Source organism: Acetobacterium carbinolicum, from assembly GCF_047456275.1.
GTDB classification, from domain to species: domain Bacteria; phylum Bacillota; class Clostridia; order Eubacteriales; family Eubacteriaceae; genus Acetobacterium; species Acetobacterium carbinolicum.
The window spans coordinates 1284019-1307292 of sequence record NZ_CP173357.1 but is presented as its reverse complement, the minus strand read 5'-3'; the positions used below and the strand labels follow the sequence as shown (position 1 = coordinate 1307292).

Genomic DNA, 23274 nt, shown 5'->3' with positions numbered 1-23274 from the left:
ATAAACCAGTGGCGTATCCCTCTATCTAATTAAGCAATTTGTATATCGGCATTTCTATAAAAAAATCATGCTCCTCTGGTGACAAAACATTAATCAGATCCATTGCTGCACGACTATCACCCAATAATATATGAAAGCCTTTTGCCCAGAAATTCAAAACAAATTTCTTTGTCCGTTCGTCCACCTGTAAAAAGCGATCATCCAATGTGAGTTGTTGTTCTTTGTTGGTTTTAAATGACATCGTTCTGTAGCCTCCACTGCCTTTAATTCTGTCTCTATTTTAGATCTCAGTTGGAGAGAATTACTAATGAGGTTACAATTACTTTTGACACCTTAACCTTAGTTGCATAATTCAGCAACTAAGATTTACTCTTCATAGCCCGCTCTTACCTTAATAATTTCGCCTGCAATGCTGATTGCAATTTCTTCCGGTGTCTCCGCACCAATTGACAATCCGATTGGCGCATGAACCCGATCCAGATCTTTTTGTGAAAAACCCTCCTGCAGCAATTTTTCAAAAATCGTTCTGTTTTTCTCCTTGCTACCGATCATACCTATATAAGCTGACGGCTGTTTCAGTGCCGCTTTGAGCACCTCATAATCCCAGCTGTGTCCCCTTGTCACAATTACCAGATAAGTATCTTCATTGCAGGAAATCTCATCAAAAGCAGAGTAAAAATCTTTAAGCAACCGCACCTGCGGAGCCATCGGAAACCGCTCACGATTTGCAAATTCTTCCCGATCATCCAGTATAATTGTATTAAAGCCGATATAAGAAAGTACTTTCTCCACTTCTTTCCCAACATGACCTCCGCCAAAAATACAGGCCTTCTGATTTCCACGCCATTCGCATCCAAAGTTCTTCGTCTGTTGATGATCGATATATTCGATACTGACACTGGCATTTCCACCGCATTGCATATCAATCCCCTGTTTTTCAAGTGGCGTCAGACTGAAATCATAAACATCCGATTCTTTTGACAAAAGCACTTTCTCACAGTGTTTTTGTACCTCCGCTTCGAGTTTTCCACCGCCAACCGTTCCATAAAAATTCTTATTTTTATCCATCAGCATCCATGCATTCCGTTTTCTGGGGGTTGATCCCACGGTTTCTACTACTTTTGCGAGGACAAAATCCTCTCCATTTTCAATCAGATCTCTTCCAACGCGTATCAATTTCTGCATTTTATTTCCTTTCCTGTCTCTTTGCCACTTAAACGTTGATCTTGATAACATACATAGTAACGCAGAATGGAATCAATTTTTTATCTTTTGTGGCAATTTGTAATCTGCACTTTTTGAGCCGTTCAAGATACAAATTCCCTTGATCCTGAAATCTAATAGCCATAATCGAAAGACTTTTTGGGTGGATCCAGAGGATCAATGGACCAATACTTCCATTCCAGTTCCTTACTAGAGCTTTTTTCCAAATCAGGGTTTCAAATTCCTCGTTCTCGGGGCAGGTACGATGTAGGTAGATCCCTTCGTTTTTTTGAAATCCGTTCTGTCGGTAACGTTCGAAGGCAGATTGGGCAGATCCTGGCTATTTCTTCACTCATTCTCTTTTCTCCTATCCCTAATGCTTCGTTTTCGTATCCCTTTTGTGTCTACTTCTAATGCCTGGCCTTCACAGATTTTAAACATTTTTCGAGCCCTTCCCATTTTCTTCTCTGCCATGCCTTCGAGCTGCGCTTCCATTTCACATAATACCCCTCGTTTGTTTCTTTCATCTAGTTTTTTGTCAAAAACCACATCCATTTCAATAACCTTTTGGTTCAAATCATCACTGCTCAAACCAACATAAAAATCACTGATTGGAAACTTATCAAATATCAGATCTTCCAATTCTGACAAGTAGAAGTCCTGTCCATTCTCTACAAAAATTCGGTTCTCTACACGATTTTTAATACGTTCCAGCGTTTTCAAACCCGTTTGGCAGTCGCAGTCTTCTTTGAGAAAGCGACCGTAATCCCCAGTCCGGTAACGAATCAACGGCATGGCCTCGCGAGTCAGCGTGGTAAACACCACTTCCCCCATCTTGCCATCCGGCAGACTTTTTTGTGTCAGCGGATCGACGATTTCCACATACAAATCCGCTTCTCGCATATGATAACCTTTTTTAGCCCCACAGAACACACCACCGCCATATCCCATTTCTGTGCTGCCATAGTGCTCAAACACTTCAACACTCCAGTTTTCTCTAATCCGGCGAGATATGGAGGGGGAAACATAATCAGTGCTAAGCAGAACCGTTCTAAGATTTCCGGCCACTTTAATCGCTGTCGCCTCCTTCTCCTGAGAGAGCAGAAATACCTGCTGGGGAATGCCCACAACGCCCGTAATTTTTTCCTTAAGAATGATTTCGGAGACCCTTTTAGAATCATCGACCACTCCGTAAATTACAGATTCGGCACCCAGCCGTTTTAATGCCTTTTTCAGAAGATCGCCTATGGAAGCTGGCGTCTTTCCCGGCAAAAGCACTAGAACCCGATCCCCCGGTTCTGTGAAAACACCCATTCCGTTTTCAAAAAAATCCACTGTCAAATTAAGATCCGCTTCAGAAAAAAATATCCGTTTAGCGGATCCGGTCGTTCCTGATGAATTCAGGGTCACAATTTTCTTCACCTGCTGCTGAGAAACTGCAAGAAATTCCATCGGCGAGGTCTTGAGATCCATTTGATTGGTCAGCGGCAGTTTTTCGATGTCTTTCATTTTACGTAGGGATTCCACCGAAAGTCCTACCAGCTTCTTCTGATAATACTGGCTCATTTTCCTGGCACGTTCAAGCGTGTTCTGAAAACGGTCAAACTGATAAGCTTCCAGCTCTCGCGCAGTAAAATGCGGCAATCCGATTTTTCGGCCAATCCAGTGATCAAGATTGTTCATAGACACTTCCCATCGTTAGCGTTCTCCAGGCACATAACCATTTTTACGTAAAATTTTATTCATCTGAAGAAATCCCTCCTTTATGAGCTCTCCGCATTTCACTGGAAAAGTCATACTCCGATCAGTATTCTTAAACAGGCTAACGCCAATCAAATCCATACAGTCTAAACTACCGTTTCGCTCTTCAAACCATTCCATATAATCTTTTACCATTCGATCATATCCTGCTTTAGCATACTCATGATCTTCGCCTTTTCCGGCATAAAGTCCGAAAACGGCAATGGCTCCTGTTAAAACGCCACAGTTTTTCTGACTGTTTCCGATCCCATTGCACAGTCCACCCATTGCTCGAATCAAATCCGGATTTTCTTTCTCTTCCATTTCCATAATCATTTTCACCATACATTGTGTACAACAATAGCCTTTCGAAGCCAATTGAAATAATTCAAAAGCCAGTTCATCCATCGCTTTTTCTCCCAGATTTATTTTTTGTGTAACCATTATATACCAATACTTTCACACCACTTTTACAACACAACAGTATCCCGGTCCATTCAAACATCTATCGATTCATATGATAATAGCGACTTTTGTCGACCAGTTAGGAAAATATTTCCCCAATAGTACTGTATAGTCCCTTGTTATTACTTTTTAACCGGTTTAATTATGCTTTTTAAATCTAAATTAACTTAGACAACAAACGAAGTAATTCAGAGATTCATACTAAATACATTTTTGCCGATCTGCAATCATCGCTTCAGATATATTCGCTTTTCTGACCTATCGTCCAAATCCACAATTCGGGAAAACACAGGTTTCACATTCAAGACACATTCCACCGTGCCCAAGCTTTACGATATCTTGTCTTGTTACCGGATCTTCCGCTACGAGACGTGGAACAATTAGATCGAAGATTGTTCTTTTGGCATACATCACACAGCCCGGCAAGCCGACAATCGGAATCTGATTCAAGTACCCCAGCATAAACATAGCACCTGGAAGCGTTGGCGCTCCATACGTTATTATATTCGCACCTGTATTTTTGATTCCAACCGGTGTGACATCATCCGGATCCACCGACATACCACCTGTACAGGTTATCAGATCTGCGCCCATATCAATTAATTTGAAAATTGATTCGGTAATCATATCCACATTGTCACTCGAATAGATTTGCCCAACCACATCACAATCCAGTTCTGCAAATTTCCTTCGAATAACTGGTCCAAACTTATCTTCAATCCGCTTATAAAACACTTCACTTCCTGTCGTTACAATTCCGACCTTGAATTTTTTTAGTGGCAATATTTCAAAGACCGGTCCTTTTTTTCGACAAACCGCCTCCATTTTTTCTACATTTTCCACTACAGTAACTAAGGGGATAATACGTGTGCCACCAATAACCATATCTTTTTCAACAAGACGATCACCATGAATCGACGCCGTCATTAAGTCCTCTATTTCATTGAGTTCATCCAGAACCGCCGCATTAATTTTTAAAAGCCCCGACCTCTCCGCAATCAGCTTTACCTTTCCTTCAGAAGGATCGCTCATCTTGATTCCACTCCCTACCATCGCCTTTGCCATTCGAAGAGCGGCATCATTCTCATGAATATCCCCTTCCCGATATTCAATGATCCCCACATGTTCTTTTCCCATATTCAACAATTGTGGAATATCCTCCATACTGATCATATGCCCCTTTTTAAAACGGGCACCTTTATATTCACCCGGGATAATTTGCGTCATATCATGAGCCAACAACATACCAACCGCATCCTGAACTGCTACAAGTTTCATCTTTTGTCTCCTTATATTCATCAACATTGTTCGTCATCATTTCAGAGGTTACTATTCATATTTCTTTCAAATATGCTATCAACAGAACGGTCAAGCCTCAATTTCCTTATTCTGATTAAAATGCACTCGCTTGAAAAGACAAAGTTAATAACATTAGTTATGCTCTCCTCTTAAAATCAAGCTACTTTTAGTTAAAGCAATTTTTATTTCTAAAAAGCTAACCCTAATCATCTCGTTGTCAAATACGACGCATTTAATCTATAATTAATTTTTTTCTATAAGAGGTTTTTGTCTATCAAAAAAGAAAAAAGATGTTCCTATAAAAATGATAGGAATAATCTTTTGTATTGAGTCAGAATTTATTACGGGTTAAAATGTAATTTATATCATGTACTCTTACTACTCCTAATCTCTTTGCTACTGAAAACTGGGTATTTCATATTTTGGACATTAACCTTTAATCCTTTACTATTTATATACTAATAACAAACAGTTTATTTAATATTCATTTCTTTAGGCACTCAATGCGCACACGAGTGGACATGATTATCACTGTCGTCACTGCCTTCAAAATCTTTTATGAAATTCAATTTATATTCGTCCATTAAACGTAAAGATTCTTTAATATTATAACCAACTCCATTATATCGAGTAATCTGGGCTACTGCGATAACATCAAATGCAGGCTGCTCGATACTACCAGTTATTATTGCCTCACAATCATGATCGATCAACTTTTGTGCCAGTTCAATCCTATCACTATCCAAATCTTTGTTTTCAAAAACTTCTATGCTTGAATCATCTGTTTCAACAATCAATAAGTATTTACTCTTTTCAAATGATTCTGCAACTACATCACTCAATTTTGTGCCGTTTGATGAAATTCCTATCTTCATTTCGCTCAATCTCCCTTACTATTATATAAAATTAATTCTAAAAAACTCCCAAAACTTTGCGGTGGCTTCTTATATGTCTTTATATAAAGAATGCCCCATTCTATTTGTTAAATTATAAGCGCAAAATGGAATAGCTTTACCATTATTTACAACGGGCACACTGCAATATTTGAGCCGTTCCAAATCCAAATTCTCAACATCCTGAAACGTCATACAAGTAATGCTTAAACGATAATTTTGGATTCTGTCAAGAAATCTATCAAAATCATCCTTTTCTTGCTCGTCTAGCGTGCTTTCCTCTGCATTATTTAGTTGCCATCTTCTTGCTACATAATTTTGAGCTCGCAATGCCGCCTCATTTTCCAAACCTTCTCGACAGCATTTAGATCCTAAATCTTGTTTTTGATTATAGGGCGCAAGAACTCCATTCTCCAAATATATAAAGTCACCATGAAAAGAACATAATGAATCTTCACAATCAGAGGGAACGAAATTCTCGACTTTAAGTAATCCTTGAGACTGCTGTTCTAGAGCTCTTATTACCTCTGGAAGTGTAAACCGATCTTCATCTTTAGGTGGAGATGGATATCGACCAAAATAACTGATCGGTTGAAAATGGATCCCTCGAATAACAGGCAAACCTTTCAAGGCGTATTTAACAATTTCACCGATATGATCCGTGTTGATACCCGGAACCAAAGTCGGTACCAATACGACTCCAATTGAATTACGGCCACAATTTTCAATTGCTTTTTGTTTTATTTGAAACAGCTTTTGACCGCGAAGTTTCTCGTATATTTCATCTTCGATACCATCAAACTGCAAAAACACGGTTGAAAGTCCTGCTTCTTTCAGTGCTTTGACATAATCTAAATCTTCCGCAAGCCGTATACCATTGGTATTTAACTGAAAAAAAGAGAAGCCCAACGAACTTGCCGCTTTTATAATTTCTGGCAGATCATCTCTTAGTGTAGGCTCCCCTCCCGATAATTGAATATTGCATTTACCACTTGTATCCCAAATTATTTTCATTTGGCCAATAAGTTCTTCTATACTAGGATCTACAATTGCCTCTTTTCCAGCATCCGCAAAACAAACTGGACAACTTAGGTTGCAGCGTTTGGTGACCTCAAATTGAACACAACAAATTTGCTGGCAATGGTCAGGACATAAACCACAATCAAAAGGACATCCTTTGTTTTTCTCTGCCAAATTCACCTTAGAATATACTGGTTGCTTTTGCTTACGCCAAGAAAAGTAATCAGGCTCCCCTCTCCAAATTATTGTCTGAAAGTCTCCATGTTCTTCGCATTTTTTTCGTAAATAGATATCGTCATCAATCTTCACAATTTCCGCCGAAATCCTATCAAGACAAATGGGACAAAGACTTTGTGTTTGTCCTCTAACTTTCTCATTTTTATGATCCATACGTGTTCTTCTCCATCATCTTCAACCAATTTTTTTTCGTGCTACTAAAAGATAATATCCCAATTTTGCATTCATTGGTTTAGCCGTAAAGCAATTATTACAATTACAATCAATTTTCTTCCAAAAATTTTCTAGTGTACCATAGCGCATAATAATATTAATTGTTAATTGTTTAAGTTCGTTTGTTCGGTCTTCCCATAAAATTATTTCAAAACCATGGCGCTCAAGATATTTAACAACAGTATCCTTACCAAAGAAGTTATTGAAGGAATTGTCATTCGGCTCTATGGTAGAGGACAGCTTTTGCTTAGTATACATGTCACTAATAATCAACCACCCATCAGATACGATGACCCTGTAAAATTCTTGAAGCGCTTTATCTATATCAACAAAATGTGAAAAGCAACACTCAGTTAATAATGCTCCCATAGATCGATCTGTATACGGAATATTTTCTGCTTGTCCATAAAAGATTGGTCGTTTTCGATTACTCTCTCTTCCAAGCTTTAACATAGTGTCGCTGGGATCTATACCAATTGCATCAATATTATACTTATCAATCAAAAACGCTACACTTTCCCCTGTTCCGCATCCTACATCCAGTAAACGAAGGCCAGGCGCTAATTGGCAAAAGTCAACCGCCCGTTCAGTTATTTTGAGACCACCTGGCCTTATCGTCTCACCAGTCACTGCCCTCATATCATGACATGTATAAATTTGCGCTAATCCTTGTTCAATCATACTCACTGTTCTCCCCTAGGCAAATTCTTGATTTTTTTATTTATCTTCAAATGCCATTTCTATTTCATGCATTTTTCCCTCTACGAGTTCCTCTGGTATATATATGGTCTTGCATTCCGGACACGTTAGAAACTCATAATTAATGATGTTCTCCAAATATTTCAACTTGCCTTTTTTTATTTCCATGGTTTTATTGCATTTTAAGCAAACAATTTTTTCATCTATCATACGCACTACTCCCCATCAATAACTGCACGATGACTATATGCTCTACTAACTCGATAACAATTATCCTCCACCTTATATGTTACCCAATAGGTAATAATACCTTGCTTTAAATGCCCAATAAATTCACCAGTTTTGGGATTTAATAATTTATTGCCTGTTGACTCACAATACTCTATAACATTTAAAATATCTTCATCTAATATCAATTTTCTGTTTAGTTTTTGTAAGAGTTCCTCAGAAATAATTAATTTTTGTTCACTTGGATCCAACATATAATCCTCCTGCCAGATTTCTTCAAGAAGGTTTGCTTTTAAAACTTCTCTATTTCTTCTTCGCCTAGACAAACTTAGGGGCAACTGTGGTTCGAGATTAAGATTAAACATAATATCAAGCACATGATAACTAGGTTTACCCATATTAATAAAGATATCACGGCAATTTATACAATAAGTTATATACGGATTCTCACTTAATTCACAACTTCTTTTGGCACTACTATTAAAGAGATCTGGATTTGTTGCATAAATCTGCCCGCCATTCCCACAGCAACTTGCCATTTTACTATTATAGGGTAATTCAACAAGATCAAACCCTATTCTTTTCATTAATTTACGTACACTGGTTTGCATGTTCTCATTATATCTGCTGGCACATGGATCAAAGATCGATACCTTTTTTTGGCTTTCCAGTGCGGTTTCCGGCAACCCCCAATTTTCAATCACTTCATATAAGGAAATACGCTCAGCTTCTGGAAGGCGGCTAGCAAATGTTTTTTCACATGTTGGACATGCAAAAATTACTTTTGGTTTACCCATATCTGTCCAAACATCACAATTCCTATCAATCACTTTATTCGATAAATTTACATCTCCAGCCCATTGTGCCGGAACACCGCAACATCCTATAAGAATTCCTGTTTTAGGATTCTTACTTAAGAGATATTTATATGTCAGTTCAACATATCGAGGGTCGGAAGCTCCCAACTGGCAACCTGGGAAAAATACATACTCACTATCTTCGTATGAAGGCGCATTTTTAAACAAGTACGCTGAGTCACTGTTTGAAAAATTCATATCTCTGATGAAGTAATCGTGAAACGCCAACGGCAAAATCTTTTTTTGATGCATTAATCGACGAGCTTCGAGCAGATATTTCCCCGTGTCGATATGTTCATCACATACTGCTTCACATGAACCGCAAACACTGCACGAATTAATCATCCTCTTGTCAACATTCATTAAAGTGCCGTTTAGAGTGTTTTTCATATCTTCAGCAAGCGCCTTGGGTGTCTTATTATAATAACTCATAAAATTACAACTCTTTATGCATTCATTACAGTTACAAAGTAAACATCTACTCGCTTCCTGTATAGCTTCCGTCTCTGTATAAGTGCTATTTTCAATGCATTTTACCGAATTTATTCGGGTTGCGTTTATTTTTAGGCGTGATATTTTAGCTTTATTTACAAAAAACATTTCATGCATCCGGTTAATCTGAAGATATGATTCAATTGATTGAGATACGCGTATTCCATTTTCGATTGATCTGATAGGATTTAGAGTACCAGTTACCCCACCTGCCAGGAAGACTCCATCTTTTTGACTTCCAAGTGACTCACTATTTAATCCATTAAGTAAATCAAATGAATTCCCATTCTTTCCTGTCGCTATAAGAATTGCATCGAAATTTTTTTCTAATTCTTCAATGTTTTTAATTTCAGTATTTAGAAGAAGTTCGTAACTAATAAATTGCATCTGGTCATGAAACTCAGTTAGAAAAATATCTGAAGGTAAAACATTCTCTAAACTCCCACCGATACAAGTACTTTTTTCAAACACAGTTACATGATACCCATGAGAAGCGAGCTTTAAAGTGCAACTTAAACCACAAACGCCCCCACCAATAATTGCAATTTTAGAATTCTTCTGAGGCAGATTCAAATTTTTAGGTGCATTAGAAAAATTGAATTCCAACGAAGCTTTTTCTAATTTTCTAATAGAAATCGCATCATCAATGCCTTTACGGAAACATTTTTCTTGACATGGTTGATCACAGATTCTGCTCACAATTTCTGGAAAAAGCACATGATCTTGATATAATGAATACGCTGACGAAAATTTCCCCTTTTTTAGCCTACTTATAAATTCAGTAATATCAAGACCAAATGGACAGGCGCAAGTGCATGGTGGTTGCTCATTGTTATAACACTTGTCTACAATTTTTTCGAATTCACTCGATAATTCTATATCCTTATGACTCATAAAATAATCTCATTTCTTAATTAACACCATTCTCTTCTTTCGCAATAACATTTAGAGACGGTAGCGCTCAGATATTGATTACTACCGTCGAAAAAACATTTTACAAGTTTTATTTAATTTGCTGTTATGGTTTCTTTTTTTTGAGCAACTTTTGTGTAAATTTCTTCAAGACTTTCATAGAAATCCGGCCCAACATAATAGTGTGGTTTAATTTCTTTTCCTTCTTTTTTAGCTTCTAATCCTGCCTTTACTTTTTCTGGTGCAGCAGGTCCTTCATATATTCTTACACCAACAGCATCATTGATAGCATTCAGCACAGTAACATGTGGTGTTGATTGGAAAAGTTCACAACAACCCACACCACCATATGCAGAATTTTTACGTTCTGAAGGCAAACTTATCAGCGTGATATCATCTGGCATACCATTGGCATAAGTAAATCCAGACTTCACGAGACTATCGTAATTGCCATCGTCGATATACTGCTCGCTCAATGCCATACCAACCCCGTGCATTAAAGCACCGTATGCCTGTCCATCAACAACAGCTTGATTTCCAATTGTTCCAATATCATAAACTAGGACCATACTTAATACCGTTGTCTTACCCGTTGTAGTATCAACTTCAACTTCCGCCATCAATGAGCAATAATTATACTCAGGCCACATTTCACCAATACCCGTGTCCCAATCAAAATCCGTTGTATGAATTTTTGTTACGTAAGTTCCACGATATCTGGTTTCAATTCCTTCTGCTTTCATTTCTTCATAAGTCCGATATGTACCGTCCGGTTTTTGCATAGCTTTTAGCAGTTGATCTGCAGCATCTTTTGTCGCATTACCTACCATAAAATGCTGTCTATTTGCTCCACTAGGACCTGTTGGTGGAACTAGTTTTGTATCCGACATAACTAATTTAATTTTTGTATAATCTAACTTTAATGTGTCCTTAAATGCTTCATGCGTGATATTTATTGTTCCAATATCACCCCCTTGACCCTGATCCTGCCATGCGTTGTAACAGGTAATTCCATTTTCAGAATTAAGTTCTAAATCAATCTGACATGCATCTTCATTTCCAACCGATACCATAAAACCACAGTTTGTAATCCCTACTCCGCGTTTCTTAGTATCCGTGGATTCGGTTTCACACCGCTTCTTAGCTGTATCATAGTAGGGTTTAATCGCATCCATTAAATCTTTAAATACATACTGGCGATATGGTTGTTGATTAATGCCCGTCTCGCCTGGCTTAGCAAGATTCATATATCTAAAATCAAACGAATCAAAACCTGCTTTTTTAGCCAGCATATCAACGATCGCTTCCGACCATGTGTACGCCTGTACAGAACCTGATCCACGATATGCGGTACCATGAGAATTGTTTGAATTTGCAACTCGGGAGATCCCTCTAATATTTGGAATGTTATAACCAAATCCACCCCAGTTAACCGATTTTTGACCTGGTTCCCCAAGCTCAGTATACGCCCCTGCATCTGCACCAACATGAAACTCCATAGCTGTAATCTTTCCTTCTTCATCGCAGCCCAATCTGGCATTTGAATACGACGCTAGCCGCTTTCCTGAAAACAGCATATGCTCAGAATAACTCAAAGTAAGTGTCACTGGGGTCCCGCCTAAGGCCATTGTACACGCACCAAGAAGAATTGTCATCGCTGGAGACATTGTATAACCAAAGCTAGCCCCAGTTGGATTTTCTATTACTCTGAACTTGTCAGGAGCAAGACCTAGACTTGGAGCACCCATACCTTGCGCATAGTGAATCATTAGCGATTTAGAATGAACTGTAACACAACCATCTTCATCAATATACGCTTGACCACAATCTGGTTCGATAGTCAAATGTGGTTGGGGAATGCTATGAAACGAGCCTTCTACAACATGTTTCGATTGCGAAAGAACTTCTCTTGTTTCTTCTCCTTTAATAGCTGAAACTGTTAAATATTGGTTTTGATGATCATGAAGTGGCATTGCTCCTGGCACTACCGCTTCTAAATAGTTTAAATATTTAGGTAATTCCTCAATATCAACTTTGACCTTTTGAGCCGCTAATCTTGCATTAACCTCATTATCTGCCGCAACTACCGCCACGATATCACCGTATCGAAAAACTTTTTGATCGCAAATGATCGGTCTTTCCATACCATTTGTAATAGAATTTGAATGAGTTGCAGGAAAGAATATTCTATTATAACCTGGCATATCTTTGGCTGTGATAACTTTTACTACACCTGGCATTGTTTCAGCTTCTGAGAAATCGATTCCTTTTATATTCCCATGACTGACTTTACTGAGTACTACTGCAAGATGTAACGTACCCTTCGGCATTTTTAACCCAATGTCATCGCCGTAATCACATAAACCTGTTACTTTAGAATATGCAGCCGGTCGTGGATTACTTGTTCCATATACTCTTCCATCTTCAGGTGGCTGGTACGTGATGTCATCCATTGTCTTTTCGCCACGTAAAACCGCTGCAGCTAAAATTACGGCATCGACGATCTGTTTGTAACCAGTACAACGACACCCATTACGATTCTTTGTAAACCAGTCGCGTACTTCTTGTCGTGTTGGATTTATGTTCTGATCTAAAAGAGCTTTTGACGAAACAATGAAACCCGGGATACAGAATCCACATTGTACTGCCCCACAGAAAATAAATGCTTGTTGCAGAGCATGCAAAGCATTAGGCTGTCCAATTCCTTCCACAGTAGTGATAGTAGAATACTCTTTAATATTCTTCATCTTTTTGACACAGGAGCGGACAAGCTTTCCATCTAGAATAACATTACATGCACCACATTGTCCTGTGTTACAGCCCACTTTCGTGCCTGTCAAACCAATTCGTCGAATCACATCAGAAAGCGTATCGACTTCAGGATCACAAACAACTAACCGTTCCGCACCATTAATATTTAAATACATTTTTCTAAGCGCCACTTATATTCCTCCTAAAATATCATAATCGTTTACATTCGTATAGTAAGCAATTCAAATTCATGTTCTTCATCTAAACTTCTCATTCAAAATAAATTAATTTCTTCGACATTGACAATATTCTTTTAATCCACCTTCTTCCCTTTTGAACAACGCAATCTTTCAGACGAAGTTGTCAACATTCTCAATTCTTAAACTTTTAGTTTAAAATTAATTCTGCAAACAAGATTTTCTAACTGTTTATTTGACTCGCCTTAAATTATATTCACCGGTACCAATTTCTACAATATTTCATTTTTGACATATTGGCCCAAAATTGACTTTTTTTTCGTAAGCGCTCAATACCAAGGTGTTACAAAAAATAAAAAAGAACTGGAGCTAACAGTAGACCAGTTCCAAGTAAATCTGTTTATAGTTTTCATTCCCCCTTCACCAGCTCTGTCCAGAGAATCAACCCTTCCAACACCTCTGAGTTATTCAAATAACTGGCATCCGGTATATAATGCAACAGATGATGCATATAAGCATATGTATTTGATCCATTTGCTTTAGTCGTTTCCACAATACTCTCCCGTCACACTGGTAAAATGAATATTCTTAAAGCAAACGGACCGCGGCTCAAAGTAGCCAAGATTGCTCTTAAAAGCTCCTTTTGAGGTATCAATTCCTCCCACTAATATTAAAGAATAGGCGTTTGCAAAACGCCACAGCCCGCATAATTACGGGATATTTTTAACATAAAAAAATATAACTCCTCACCAGATTGTGATAAAATTGAGTTGCTTATAAACAAAGCTATCAACCTGAAAGGAGTTATATCATGACTATTTTATCACAAAAACAGCTTTCTTTGGCTGAAGTTTATTCTGATTGTACTCATTTTTTTGAATATGACAAACATCACTTTCTTTCACTACTGGAAGAGAATCTGAATCTTCACGCGTTGATTCCGCATTCATTTTATCAGCATTACTATTCGGCTCATGGCCGATATCGAGATTTTGAACTTTGTTCGATTCTCTGGGCGCTGATCCTGCAGCGGATTTTTTCCATCCCCACGGATACACTCCTGATTACTTTTCTCAAGTTTTCCAGAGAACTCCGCGATTTCTGTGGTTTTAACCGGGTTCCCCACGCATCGCAACTAACCCGTTTCAAAAAAACATACCTGATGGACTTACAATCGCTCTTTCATCGTCTTGTTGATGTAACTGAACCGATCTGCCAGAAAATTGATGCCGAGAAAGCGATGATGACCATTTTTGATACCTCAGGAATTGAAGCCTACGTCACTGAAAACAATCCAAAATTTGCCAATAAAATCATTAAGCAGCTCAAGGCATTTAAAAAATCTCACCAGCTTGATGACGCCTATGATCCCTATAAGGCTGCTTACGGTTCAATGCCCACGCACGCAAAATCCAACCCGGAAATCAAACAGCTCTACATTAATGGACATTTCTGTTACGTCTACAAATTCGGCATCATCACCAATGGACTTGGCATTGTCCGGGATATCACTTTCTATGATGCGAATTTTCTGGCTGATCATCCGGAGATTTCTGTCGAGAAAAAATCAGATTCTCCCGATGAGGACAAATCGCTTCATGATACTAAAGCCCTGATTCCGGTTCTTACAGACTTCTTTAAAAAGCACCCGCTGATTGTCCCCAAACTTTTCATTGGTGATGCTGCGTTTGACAGTTCAGCGATTTATCAGTCCCTCCTTGGGGAGCTGAAATTTGAAAAAGCTTTCATTCCATTGAATCAGCGTGGTAAACTTTCCTATCCGGATTGTCCGGTTAATGCAGATGGGATTCCCTGTTGTCCAAACGATCCTTCTCTTCCCATGAAATCCGAAGGGCGGGCCAAACGAAAGAACGGCCTGATTCGGTTTAAATTCACCTGTCCCAAAACAAAATGGATCAAACAGGAAGCCGGGAAAGCCAAACGTCAGTGTTTCTGTGAAAATCCTTGCACTTCGTCTTCCTGTGGTCGGATGTTTTACGTCTACCCTGAAAAAAATCTCCGGGCCTACCCCGGAACCCTTCGTGGGACACTCGAATGGGCTCGAATCTATAAGATCCGGGGCGTCGTTGAACAATCCATTAATCACTTCAAAGACAGTTTCTGTCTTGCCAACCGTAAAACTCAAAATGCCAAGACACTTCACGCCGATTTGCTATTGGCCGGAATTACCCAGCTGATTACTGCAATTCTTTCCGATACGATTCATCAGCATCAGTACTTACGCAGTCTTAAACCACTCGTTGCCTAGTTGGACTTTTTATCTTCTTTGCCCAGCTTTTGTTTTTGCGCTTTTTTTCTCATCTTCTGCAACATTTTCTTCGCTTTGTTGTTCGTTTCCCTTCTGACTTCATGAAGTCTGTCTGTTTCTTACCGCCGAATTCTCTGTGCTCTAAATCTTTTTCATTTCGCAATTACCTAATATTAAAGAACTGACTTTTTATGGGCAATTCCATCGGCACCAGTGCCAGTATAACTGTTTACCTGATTCCCAAAACCGCCAAGGCGAATCACTCCCCACAAAGTTATTTTTTGTAGGTGTCTTTACGGGACACTAACTTTTATTATGCGACTTAACTCTAATCTGAACCGAGTTTTCTGCATACAAACCTATAGCTAATCTTTTATTGTCAGCTACAGTTTTAAAAATTAATTCTGTATTCTTTGGGACTCGCATTAAAATGCTCTTTGAATAAACTTCGAAATAAAGGAGTGCTCAAAAAACCCACACTATTCGCAATTGTCTCAATTTTATCGGTTGTATTTCTTAGTTTATCTGCCGCAATCATCAAACGATAGCTTTTTACAAAATTCATAATTGTAATTCCTGTTTCCTTTTTGAAAACCCTACACAAATAACTCGAATCAAGACTCAATTCTGTTGACATCGTTGATAAGCTTATATCTATTCGATAATAATTCTCTTTTACATACTCAATAATTCGCCTAACATGGGGTGACTTATCCATGTGAATAAAATAGCAGGTAGTGAGTTCTGTAAAAAAACTATGAAAATAACTTTCTGAAAGAGCTTTAATATTAATTTTGTCATTCTTCTTTACAATATCATTTAGAAACTTTGTATAAAAAGAAAATAGCTTATCTGTATACTTGAAGTATATCGATTCCGCAATTGTTTGTCCCATTAGAGAAATCATACCAATAATAAAAGAAATTGTGTACTCATGATCATCGATCTCAAATCCAGGCTCGATAAGATTAAAAAAGTGTGTATTTGCATTAGTGTAGTCCCCGATCAGAGCGCATTGAATTATTCCATCAATGCAATTGTCAAATAATTTGAGTTGATGTGCAATTTCTGTACGATTGTTATCTTCAAACACACGTTCTATATCATCATAATTTCGCTTAATTGACTTTAATGAGACCGAATTTTGTTGGCGCTTACTTGTTCTTAAACTATATTTTAATTGCAACAAATCATGCATCAACCTTGAAGCATAACTAATCGACTTCATCGTCGCACGTGGGTAGATTGAAAATTCTGACTCTTCTACGTTGATTCTAATCTCATCAATCAAATTACTCATCTGTGAAGGTTTAATTATTTCTGTAATTATTGCCGGCCCTCCAATAAATAGTAAATTCCTCTCATCTTCAAGTTCTATAAGTGTTGCCCAGAAGAAAAATACACCTTGGCAATCAAAAATATATGTGCCATCCACAAGATTTCTGAACCTTAATATTCCTTGAAGAGCTTTTTCTCTGCCCATAACGGTATTGCATACATAATTGCATGTATGATCTTTTTTCATCGTGCACTGAATTTGCAAATCTTCATTAAGTTCAAAAACTACACAATCAAAACCTGTTAAATTTTTATAATCACTGATTATAGTTGCTTCTGTTTCTGTCAGATTCATTTCATTATCGCTACTAAAAAAGTGCATAAAACCACCATCCTTGTATCATATTTATGTAACCCAAAAATGTCTATCATAATTTCGCAGAATTTTACTCATAAATTTAAAAAATCACACCTAAAAATAATAATTTGAATTTCATTTTAACTTAGCCTATTTTATCATCAATTCTTTAAATTTGCAGAATAATGTATATTCCGACAGTGAAATCCCATCTGCACGGTCAAACCGACCCAGCGTCACGATTGAACTGACCCACCTTAACGAAAGGTGAGCCATTCATATAAATTGAACCTATAATGAAGTTGGCACACAAATGTGTGACTATCATTACAGGAGGTCGATAATTATGGTGAATTATCGAGAAATCTTGAGACTGAACAGTCTCAATTATACCCAGCGACAGATTGCTGCAAGCGTTCATAGCTCGCGAAATACGATCCGGGAAGTGCTTGAAGTTGCATCCAAAGCAGGTATTGAATGGCCACTGGACGAAGCGGCAACCAACGAAGTTCTGATGGCCACCTTCTACCCCGATCGGCTGACAGCAAATAATCACCGAAAGGAGGCTGATTACAGCACCATTCACAAAGAACTGGCCAAGCCGGGAGTGAATCTTTCTTTGCTCTGGAGCGAATACTGCGAAACCTGTTACACCAATGGCAATACGCCCTATATGTATTCGCAGTTCTGTGACAAATATCGCCATTGGGCCAGAGTGACAAAGGCAACCATGCGGATCCGGCATAAGCCAGGTGATGTGATGCAGGTTGACTGGGCGGGTAATACCATTCCCATTCAGGATCCCTTTACCGGTGATACCACCGAAGCCTATCTGTTTGTAGCGGTTCTTCCCTGCAGTTGCTATGCCTATGCAGAAGCGTGTTCCGATATGACTTCGGGTCAATGGCTTTGCTGCCATGCCAATGCCTATAGCTACTTCGGTGGTGCCACCCGGCTTTTGCTGCCGGATAATCTCAAAACCGGCGTGGTCAAAAATACCCGGTATGAGACCATTCTGAACCGCAGTTATCAGGAACTGGCGGAGTATTATGATACTGCCATCGTACCGGCCCGGGTCTACCACCCTAAGGATAAAAGCCTCGTGGAAGGAACGGTTAAGTATGCTTCCACCTGGATCATTGCAGCACTTCGGAATCGCCGGTTCTTTTCAATCGCCGAAGTCAAAAAAGCGGTCAGTGAAAAGCTCGAAGAGCTGAACCATTTTCCTTTTAAAAAGCGGGAAGGCAATCGCCACCGCGCTTATTATGAGGAAGAACATGACTTCATGAAGCCGCTTCCGTTTACCCCATATGAACCGGCCATCTGGTCCACCGCCAGGGTTCCCCGGGATTACTTGATCTCTGATGGAAAAAACAAGTTTTCGGTGCCGTTTGATCTGATTGGGGAAGATGTCGACATCCGGCTGACAGAGAAAACCGTGGAAGTCTTTTTTCACGGTTCCCGGGTGGCATCCCATCCCCGGTCAGCAACGCAACTGCGGGAGCCAGTTGTCCGTTTCGAACACATGCCGCTGGCTCACCAGAAGTATCTTTCCTATAGTGCCGAAGAATTTCAGGTATGGGCTCAAACAGTGGGCGAACAAACTAGTACCGTGATCAAGCTCTTTCTAGCTGCCGGTCGGGAACCGGAACAGGGTTACAAAGCCTGTGCAAGCCTGACAAAACTGGCGGACCGTTATGGTCATGAACGCCTTGAAAACGCCTGCCAGCGGGTGCTTCTCTACAGCAGTTCACCGACAATTCGCAACATCAGCACCATTTTAAAAAATGGTCAGGATAAAATCAAAACGGGACGTGAACTAAAATCGGAAACTTCCAGCAGTTATGGGATCACCCGTGGGGCTGCCTACTTCCAGAAAGGCGGTGAGCCGGAATGATTAATCAGTCAACCATTGCTGCATTAAGAGCCATGAAACTGACGGCCATGGCCGATGAACTGGAAGCCCAGTTTACCGATCAGACCACCTACAGCCAGCTTGGTTTTGAAGACCGGCTGGGGCTGCTGGTGGATGCGGAGTGGAACCGCCGGAAGTCCAATAAACTGTTGCGCTTTATCCGGAATGCCCGTTTTGCTGAGCCCGGTGCCACCATTGAAGGGATTGAATACCACGAAGACCGGAAGCTCGACAAAGCCCAGATTCTCCGGCTGGCCTCCTGTCAATATATCGAAGACGGCCATCACATCATTTTAAAAGGGGCCTCCGGCAATGGTAAAACCTACCTCAGTAATGCCTTGGGTAATGCCGCCTGCCGGAAATTCAAATCCGTCCGCTACATCCGGATGCCGGAATTGCTGGATGATCTGAATGTTGCCAAGGGCTGTGGCACCTTCCGTAAGACTATCAAGTCCTACCAGAAGGTTGAACTGCTGATTCTCGATGAATGGTTGATCCGCACCCTGGAACCACAGGAAGCCTATGATCTGCTTGAGATTGTCGAAACCCGCTGTAAGGAAGGTTCCATTATCTTCTGCACACAATATGAGATGGAAGGCTGGTATGAACGCATCAATCCCGATCCTGATAATGACAGCCCGATATCTGAAGCAATCATGGATCGCATCATTCACAATGCCTATGACATCCGGATTGGCGGCAAAATTTCGATGCGGGAACGGCGCAGCTTCAAGGCTTCTTCCAAAAGCGGTGCAAGCCATGGTTGATCAGAATGAACGCTTTTGCAGCTGCCACTGCGATTGCCAATACGAATTCAGTCAGTTAATTGATGATCTGATAAAAGACATCCAACATCTCGAATCTGAAACGGTCAGAACCCGTTATGAGCTGAGCCGTCATCTTACATATCCTTATGATGAGTATCTCAGAAGTGACATTCTCTCCGATCTGGGCCGGCGATACAGTGATCATCCCGCTTATCAGCTCTATATTCAGTTGTTATATAATAACCAGGATCCTATGGAAACCGATGCGTGGTGCGAACATATCTGTCGCCTCGCTCATGGCCACGATGATTCTGAGTATTAGCATTTAGTTACTACTGGTTCAGCTTCCGTGAGGGTGGAACTCATCCTCCGTGAAGCTGGGTCGAAATGACCGTGCAAATGGAGTTTGCCGGTCGGAATATACAAATAATATCAATTTACAAAACAAAGTCAGTTTTTGATATGTTTAGACAAATTTTAACACCTATTCTTTTTTTTGCATTTCCTTTAAACTGTACTTAATAGAACAAATTAAATATAAGGAGGCCTATTTAATCTTAAAAATCAAGCGCAGTATCATCCCTATGAACTATGGAATAATACCATAGTTCATAGGGATGGTCTGGGTAAAATTCGTCGTCTTCTTTCCAAAATGTATATAAAAATGTTTGTTTTAAAGCAAATACAATAAAGAATTAGGAGATCTATCTATAATGGAAAATTTTATGTTCAATATCAATCAAATTAGTTCAATATCATTTGGTTCTGGAATAAGAAATCAGCTGGGGTCTGCTTTAGCTAAATACAACTTGTCAAAAGTACTTGTCATAACCGACGAATTCCTTAAAAATTCCGGTCTTATTGATGACATTATTAAAAGCATTGAGTTAGCAGGTATTAATGTTTGCATTTTTGAAGGAGCCAAACCTGAAAATCCTTCGACAATTGTTGGAAATTGTGCTGAATTTGCAAAAAATGAAAGGGTTGAGGCGTTTATCGGTGTTGGTGGAGGTAGTGTCCTAGATCTTGCAAAATCTTCTCGCATCCTTATGAGTAATCCAGCTCCTATAAATTTGTATTTTGATATAAACAGACCTAGAGTATCAAGCCACCTACCATTGATATTAATACCTACAACATCGGGAACATCAAGTGAAGTATCTCATGGAGCTATGGTTTTTGATCCAATAAATAATTCAAAACATGGTCTTTCAGGCGAAGACTTAGCGCCAACCTTGTCCTATATCGATCCAGAACTAACTGCTGGCATGCCAAGTCAAATAACAGCATATACAGGAATCGATTGCTTTTGTCATTCAGCCGAATCTTTGACATCTGGTTTTAATGAAAATCCGCTTACGGATCTTCTTGCCACTGAAGCTTTAAGAATTATTAACAATAATTTATTAATTGCAATTACTGATGGTTCAAATCATAATGCTCGCGAAATGATGTCTTTAGCATGTATTTGGTCAGGTATCGCATTTGATAACGCACCACCCCATCTTGCTCATGCAATCGGCCATGCAATCGGTGCAAAAAATCACGTTCCGCATGGCGAAGCGGTTGGTGCGATTCTTCCTTCCGTGATATCATGGGCCGCCAACTATAAACCTGAAAAAGTCAGAATGATTGCTGATTCTATGTCTCTCCAACTTAATGATTCAGCCCTTCCAAATGAATTAGGTATAAAGGTTGGAAATGCAATTCGCAAGCTGTACTTAGACTGTGGCTGTAGACCTATTCATCAATTGATAAATGAAAATGATATTCCTATTATCTCAAAAATAGCAATGGATGATCTCGCATGCTATTGTGTCCCATATCCTATCTCTTTTGATCTTATTAAAGATCTTATCAAAAAAGAGGTTACACTCCAAGCTGATTATTAAAAAAGGAGCCTTAAATGCGATACTCTTCAAGTAAAATATCAATGCGAGCTATTAAGCGACTACCAAAATACTATCGCCTCTCTAACGACCTACTATCTCAAGGAATTAAAAATATATCCTCAGATAAATTAGCAAACCTAATAGATTTCTCTGCATCACAGATTCGTCAAGATCTACGTGGTTTAGGCCAAAGAAGCGGCTATGATTTACTCGAACTTCACACTTTTTTAGAAAAACGACTTTGTCTTAAAAGAACTTACACTTGTATTTTAATTGGTGCTGGTAATATTGGACACTCTTTAGCAAAGCATGAGCAATTTATAAAAGAAGGGTTTATATTGAAAGGAATTTTTGATAACGATCCTTTGAAAATAAATACCTATCTAGGTAGTAGTCGTTTAAAAGTTAAAGCTATCCGTGAGCTCGATCACTTCATGGCAACAAACGAAATTGATATTTGCATTTTATGCACACCGAGTGCAACAGCTCAATCAGTCACCAATATTCTTGTTAAATCAGGTATTAAAGGTATTTTAAACTTCTCAACTACTGATTTAATTGTACCCAATAACATTATTGTTGAAAATGTTAATATTGAAAATTCTTTTTTAACATTAACTTTTCATTTAAAAAACAACAAAACTATTGAAAGAAACAATTTTTTGTTACCTGAATATAATGAAAAAAACAATATTTTATAAAGGAATTGAATCAAGAAATAAAGTCGAACATCTTGTGCTGGCTGCAAAAATTAAAAGATTAATCCAAACCGGTGAATTTAACTCAGAACAGACCATATTAACTGAAAAATTCGTAAGCAAACATTTTAATACATCTCTATTTGTTGCAAAAAAAAGTTTGGCTACTTTAATAAACGAAGGTGTCATCTATTCCATTCCAGGACGAAAAACCTACGTGGCTTGTGTTAATGATCTTAAACCTTACGAGTTGTATTTTGATGAAGCTCTATCTTTCGATAATGAACACGAAGAAATGAAAATTACAGAGATAAATTTTATCAAGTCTGATTATGAAATCTCAAGTAAACTTCGCATCCCATATAACTCGTATGTAGTAATGATTAAACGCATTTTTACCCAATATGACGAAAAAATCAAATCATATGATGAACAATACATACCATATAAACGCGGTGAGCCAATTTTTGAAAGGCTTTCCGGACTAACGGCTTTTCCTGATCCTGAATTAATTGCAACAAAAAGCCGGGTACTACCAGTTAAAAAAGAGCTCACAATAAAATCAATATCTGCAACTAATGAAATATGCCAAATTTTTGGTATACCTGAAAATGACGCAATTTTACTAGTAGAACATAAAAAAATTAGTACAAAGAATCAACCAATTGAATTTAGTCGGCGTTATATTCCTGGAAATAGTTCAAATTTAAAGGCTTCTATTGATATTTTATTGTGAAATCAAGAATTTTTTAAATGTCAATTTTGAACCTCTTGTGTTATTTGATCTAATCGTTTACACTTAATACAAAGAGCTTCAAGGTTAACCAACTATGAAGTAAAAAAAGATTTTACCTAAGAATAGAAAAATGACTTGATCCAATAGAATTAGTA

General features: G+C 38.7%; 19 protein-coding genes and 1 pseudogene. 7 read left to right on the top strand and 13 right to left on the bottom strand.

Annotated features, from left to right (window positions below; all coding sequences use genetic code 11):
- Window positions 1–25 precede the first annotated feature (25 nt).
- The 12 genes from ACIZ62_RS06070 to ACIZ62_RS06015 form a co-directional block, all read right to left on the bottom strand.
- Window positions 26–241: a hypothetical protein gene (locus tag ACIZ62_RS06070; RefSeq protein ID WP_414151473.1), complete on the bottom strand. Its 216-nt coding sequence runs from the start codon at window positions 239–241 to the stop codon at window positions 26–28.
- Between the two features lie 125 nt (window positions 242–366).
- Window positions 367–1185 carry an XdhC family protein gene (locus ACIZ62_RS06065; protein ID WP_414151472.1) on the bottom strand — a complete coding sequence of 273 codons (819 nt, stop codon included), beginning with the start codon at window positions 1183–1185 and terminating at the stop codon, window positions 367–369.
- A gap of 366 nt (window positions 1186–1551) precedes the next feature.
- Window positions 1552–2886, bottom strand: coding sequence for a DVU_1553 family AMP-dependent CoA ligase (locus ACIZ62_RS06060; RefSeq protein WP_414151471.1), 1335 nt, complete (start codon window positions 2884–2886; stop codon window positions 1552–1554).
- Between the two features lie 15 nt (window positions 2887–2901).
- Window positions 2902–3351: a DVU_1555 family C-GCAxxG-C-C protein gene (locus ACIZ62_RS06055; RefSeq protein ID WP_414151470.1), complete on the bottom strand. Its 450-nt coding sequence runs from the start codon at window positions 3349–3351 to the stop codon at window positions 2902–2904.
- A gap of 315 nt (window positions 3352–3666) precedes the next feature.
- Window positions 3667–4686 (bottom strand): molybdopterin-binding protein, encoded by a 1020-nt coding sequence (locus ACIZ62_RS06050; RefSeq protein ID WP_414151469.1) that lies wholly within the window; start codon window positions 4684–4686, stop codon window positions 3667–3669.
- A gap of 521 nt (window positions 4687–5207) precedes the next feature.
- Entirely contained in the window at window positions 5208–5582 is a 375-nt protein-coding gene (locus tag ACIZ62_RS06045; protein ID WP_414151468.1) for a NifB/NifX family molybdenum-iron cluster-binding protein, read from the bottom strand.
- A 69-nt stretch (window positions 5583–5651) separates the two neighbouring features.
- Window positions 5652–7010 carry a radical SAM (seleno)protein TrsS gene (trsS, locus tag ACIZ62_RS06040; protein WP_414151467.1) on the bottom strand — a complete coding sequence of 453 codons (1359 nt, stop codon included), beginning with the start codon at window positions 7008–7010 and terminating at the stop codon, window positions 5652–5654.
- A 21-nt stretch (window positions 7011–7031) separates the two neighbouring features.
- Complete coding sequence (trsM, locus tag ACIZ62_RS06035) at window positions 7032–7751, bottom strand: DVU_1556 family methyltransferase (protein WP_414151466.1); 720 nt, start codon at window positions 7749–7751, stop codon at window positions 7032–7034.
- A 36-nt stretch (window positions 7752–7787) separates the two neighbouring features.
- Window positions 7788–7979, bottom strand: coding sequence for a DVU_1557 family redox protein (locus tag ACIZ62_RS06030; protein WP_414151465.1), 192 nt, complete (start codon window positions 7977–7979; stop codon window positions 7788–7790).
- Window positions 7980–7984: 5 nt separating this feature from the next.
- Window positions 7985–10240, bottom strand: coding sequence for a pyridine nucleotide-disulfide oxidoreductase/dicluster-binding protein (locus tag ACIZ62_RS06025; RefSeq protein WP_414151464.1), 2256 nt, complete (start codon window positions 10238–10240; stop codon window positions 7985–7987).
- A 113-nt stretch (window positions 10241–10353) separates the two neighbouring features.
- Entirely contained in the window at window positions 10354–13200 is a 2847-nt protein-coding gene (locus ACIZ62_RS06020; RefSeq protein ID WP_414151463.1) for a molybdopterin-dependent aldehyde oxidoreductase, read from the bottom strand.
- A gap of 415 nt (window positions 13201–13615) precedes the next feature.
- Window positions 13616–13759: a hypothetical protein gene (locus tag ACIZ62_RS06015; protein ID WP_414151462.1), complete on the bottom strand. Its 144-nt coding sequence runs from the start codon at window positions 13757–13759 to the stop codon at window positions 13616–13618.
- Window positions 13760–14023: 264 nt separating this feature from the next.
- On the opposite strand from ACIZ62_RS06015, the pseudogene ACIZ62_RS06010 reads away from it, so the two are divergent.
- Window positions 14024–15404, top strand: a pseudogene (locus ACIZ62_RS06010) (transposase).
- 462 nt (window positions 15405–15866) lie between these two features.
- On the opposite strand, the gene ACIZ62_RS06005 reads toward ACIZ62_RS06010, so the two are convergent.
- Window positions 15867–17135, bottom strand: a complete 1269-nt coding sequence (locus ACIZ62_RS06005; RefSeq protein WP_414151461.1) for a helix-turn-helix transcriptional regulator — start codon at window positions 17133–17135, stop codon at window positions 15867–15869.
- Window positions 17136–17457: 322 nt separating this feature from the next.
- Here ACIZ62_RS06005 and istA point away from each other — a divergent pair, with 322 nt between their 5' ends.
- The 6 genes from istA to ACIZ62_RS05975 all read left to right on the top strand — a co-directional run bounded on the left by istA (window position 17458) and on the right by ACIZ62_RS05975 (window position 23119).
- Window positions 17458–19008 (top strand): IS21 family transposase, encoded by a 1551-nt coding sequence (gene istA, locus ACIZ62_RS06000; protein ID WP_414150094.1) that lies wholly within the window; start codon window positions 17458–17460, stop codon window positions 19006–19008.
- Window positions 19005–19793, top strand: coding sequence for an ATP-binding protein (locus ACIZ62_RS05995; protein WP_414150095.1), 789 nt, complete (start codon window positions 19005–19007; stop codon window positions 19791–19793). Before istA ends, ACIZ62_RS05995 begins: the two co-directional genes overlap by 4 nt.
- Window positions 19786–20115: a hypothetical protein gene (locus tag ACIZ62_RS05990; RefSeq protein WP_414150096.1), complete on the top strand. Its 330-nt coding sequence runs from the start codon at window positions 19786–19788 to the stop codon at window positions 20113–20115. The genes ACIZ62_RS05995 and ACIZ62_RS05990 overlap by 8 nt, the downstream gene beginning before the upstream one ends.
- A gap of 391 nt (window positions 20116–20506) precedes the next feature.
- A complete protein-coding gene (locus tag ACIZ62_RS05985; protein WP_414151460.1) occupies window positions 20507–21685 on the top strand; it encodes an iron-containing alcohol dehydrogenase in 1179 nt (392 codons plus the stop codon).
- 14 nt (window positions 21686–21699) lie between these two features.
- The gene (locus ACIZ62_RS05980) at window positions 21700–22386 is read left to right on the top strand and encodes a redox-sensing transcriptional repressor Rex (RefSeq protein ID WP_414151459.1); all 687 of its coding nucleotides are present in this window, start codon (window positions 21700–21702) and stop codon (window positions 22384–22386) included.
- Window positions 22364–23119 carry a GntR family transcriptional regulator gene (locus ACIZ62_RS05975; protein WP_414151458.1) on the top strand — a complete coding sequence of 252 codons (756 nt, stop codon included), beginning with the start codon at window positions 22364–22366 and terminating at the stop codon, window positions 23117–23119. Before ACIZ62_RS05980 ends, ACIZ62_RS05975 begins: the two co-directional genes overlap by 23 nt.
- Window positions 23120–23274 lie beyond the last annotated feature (155 nt).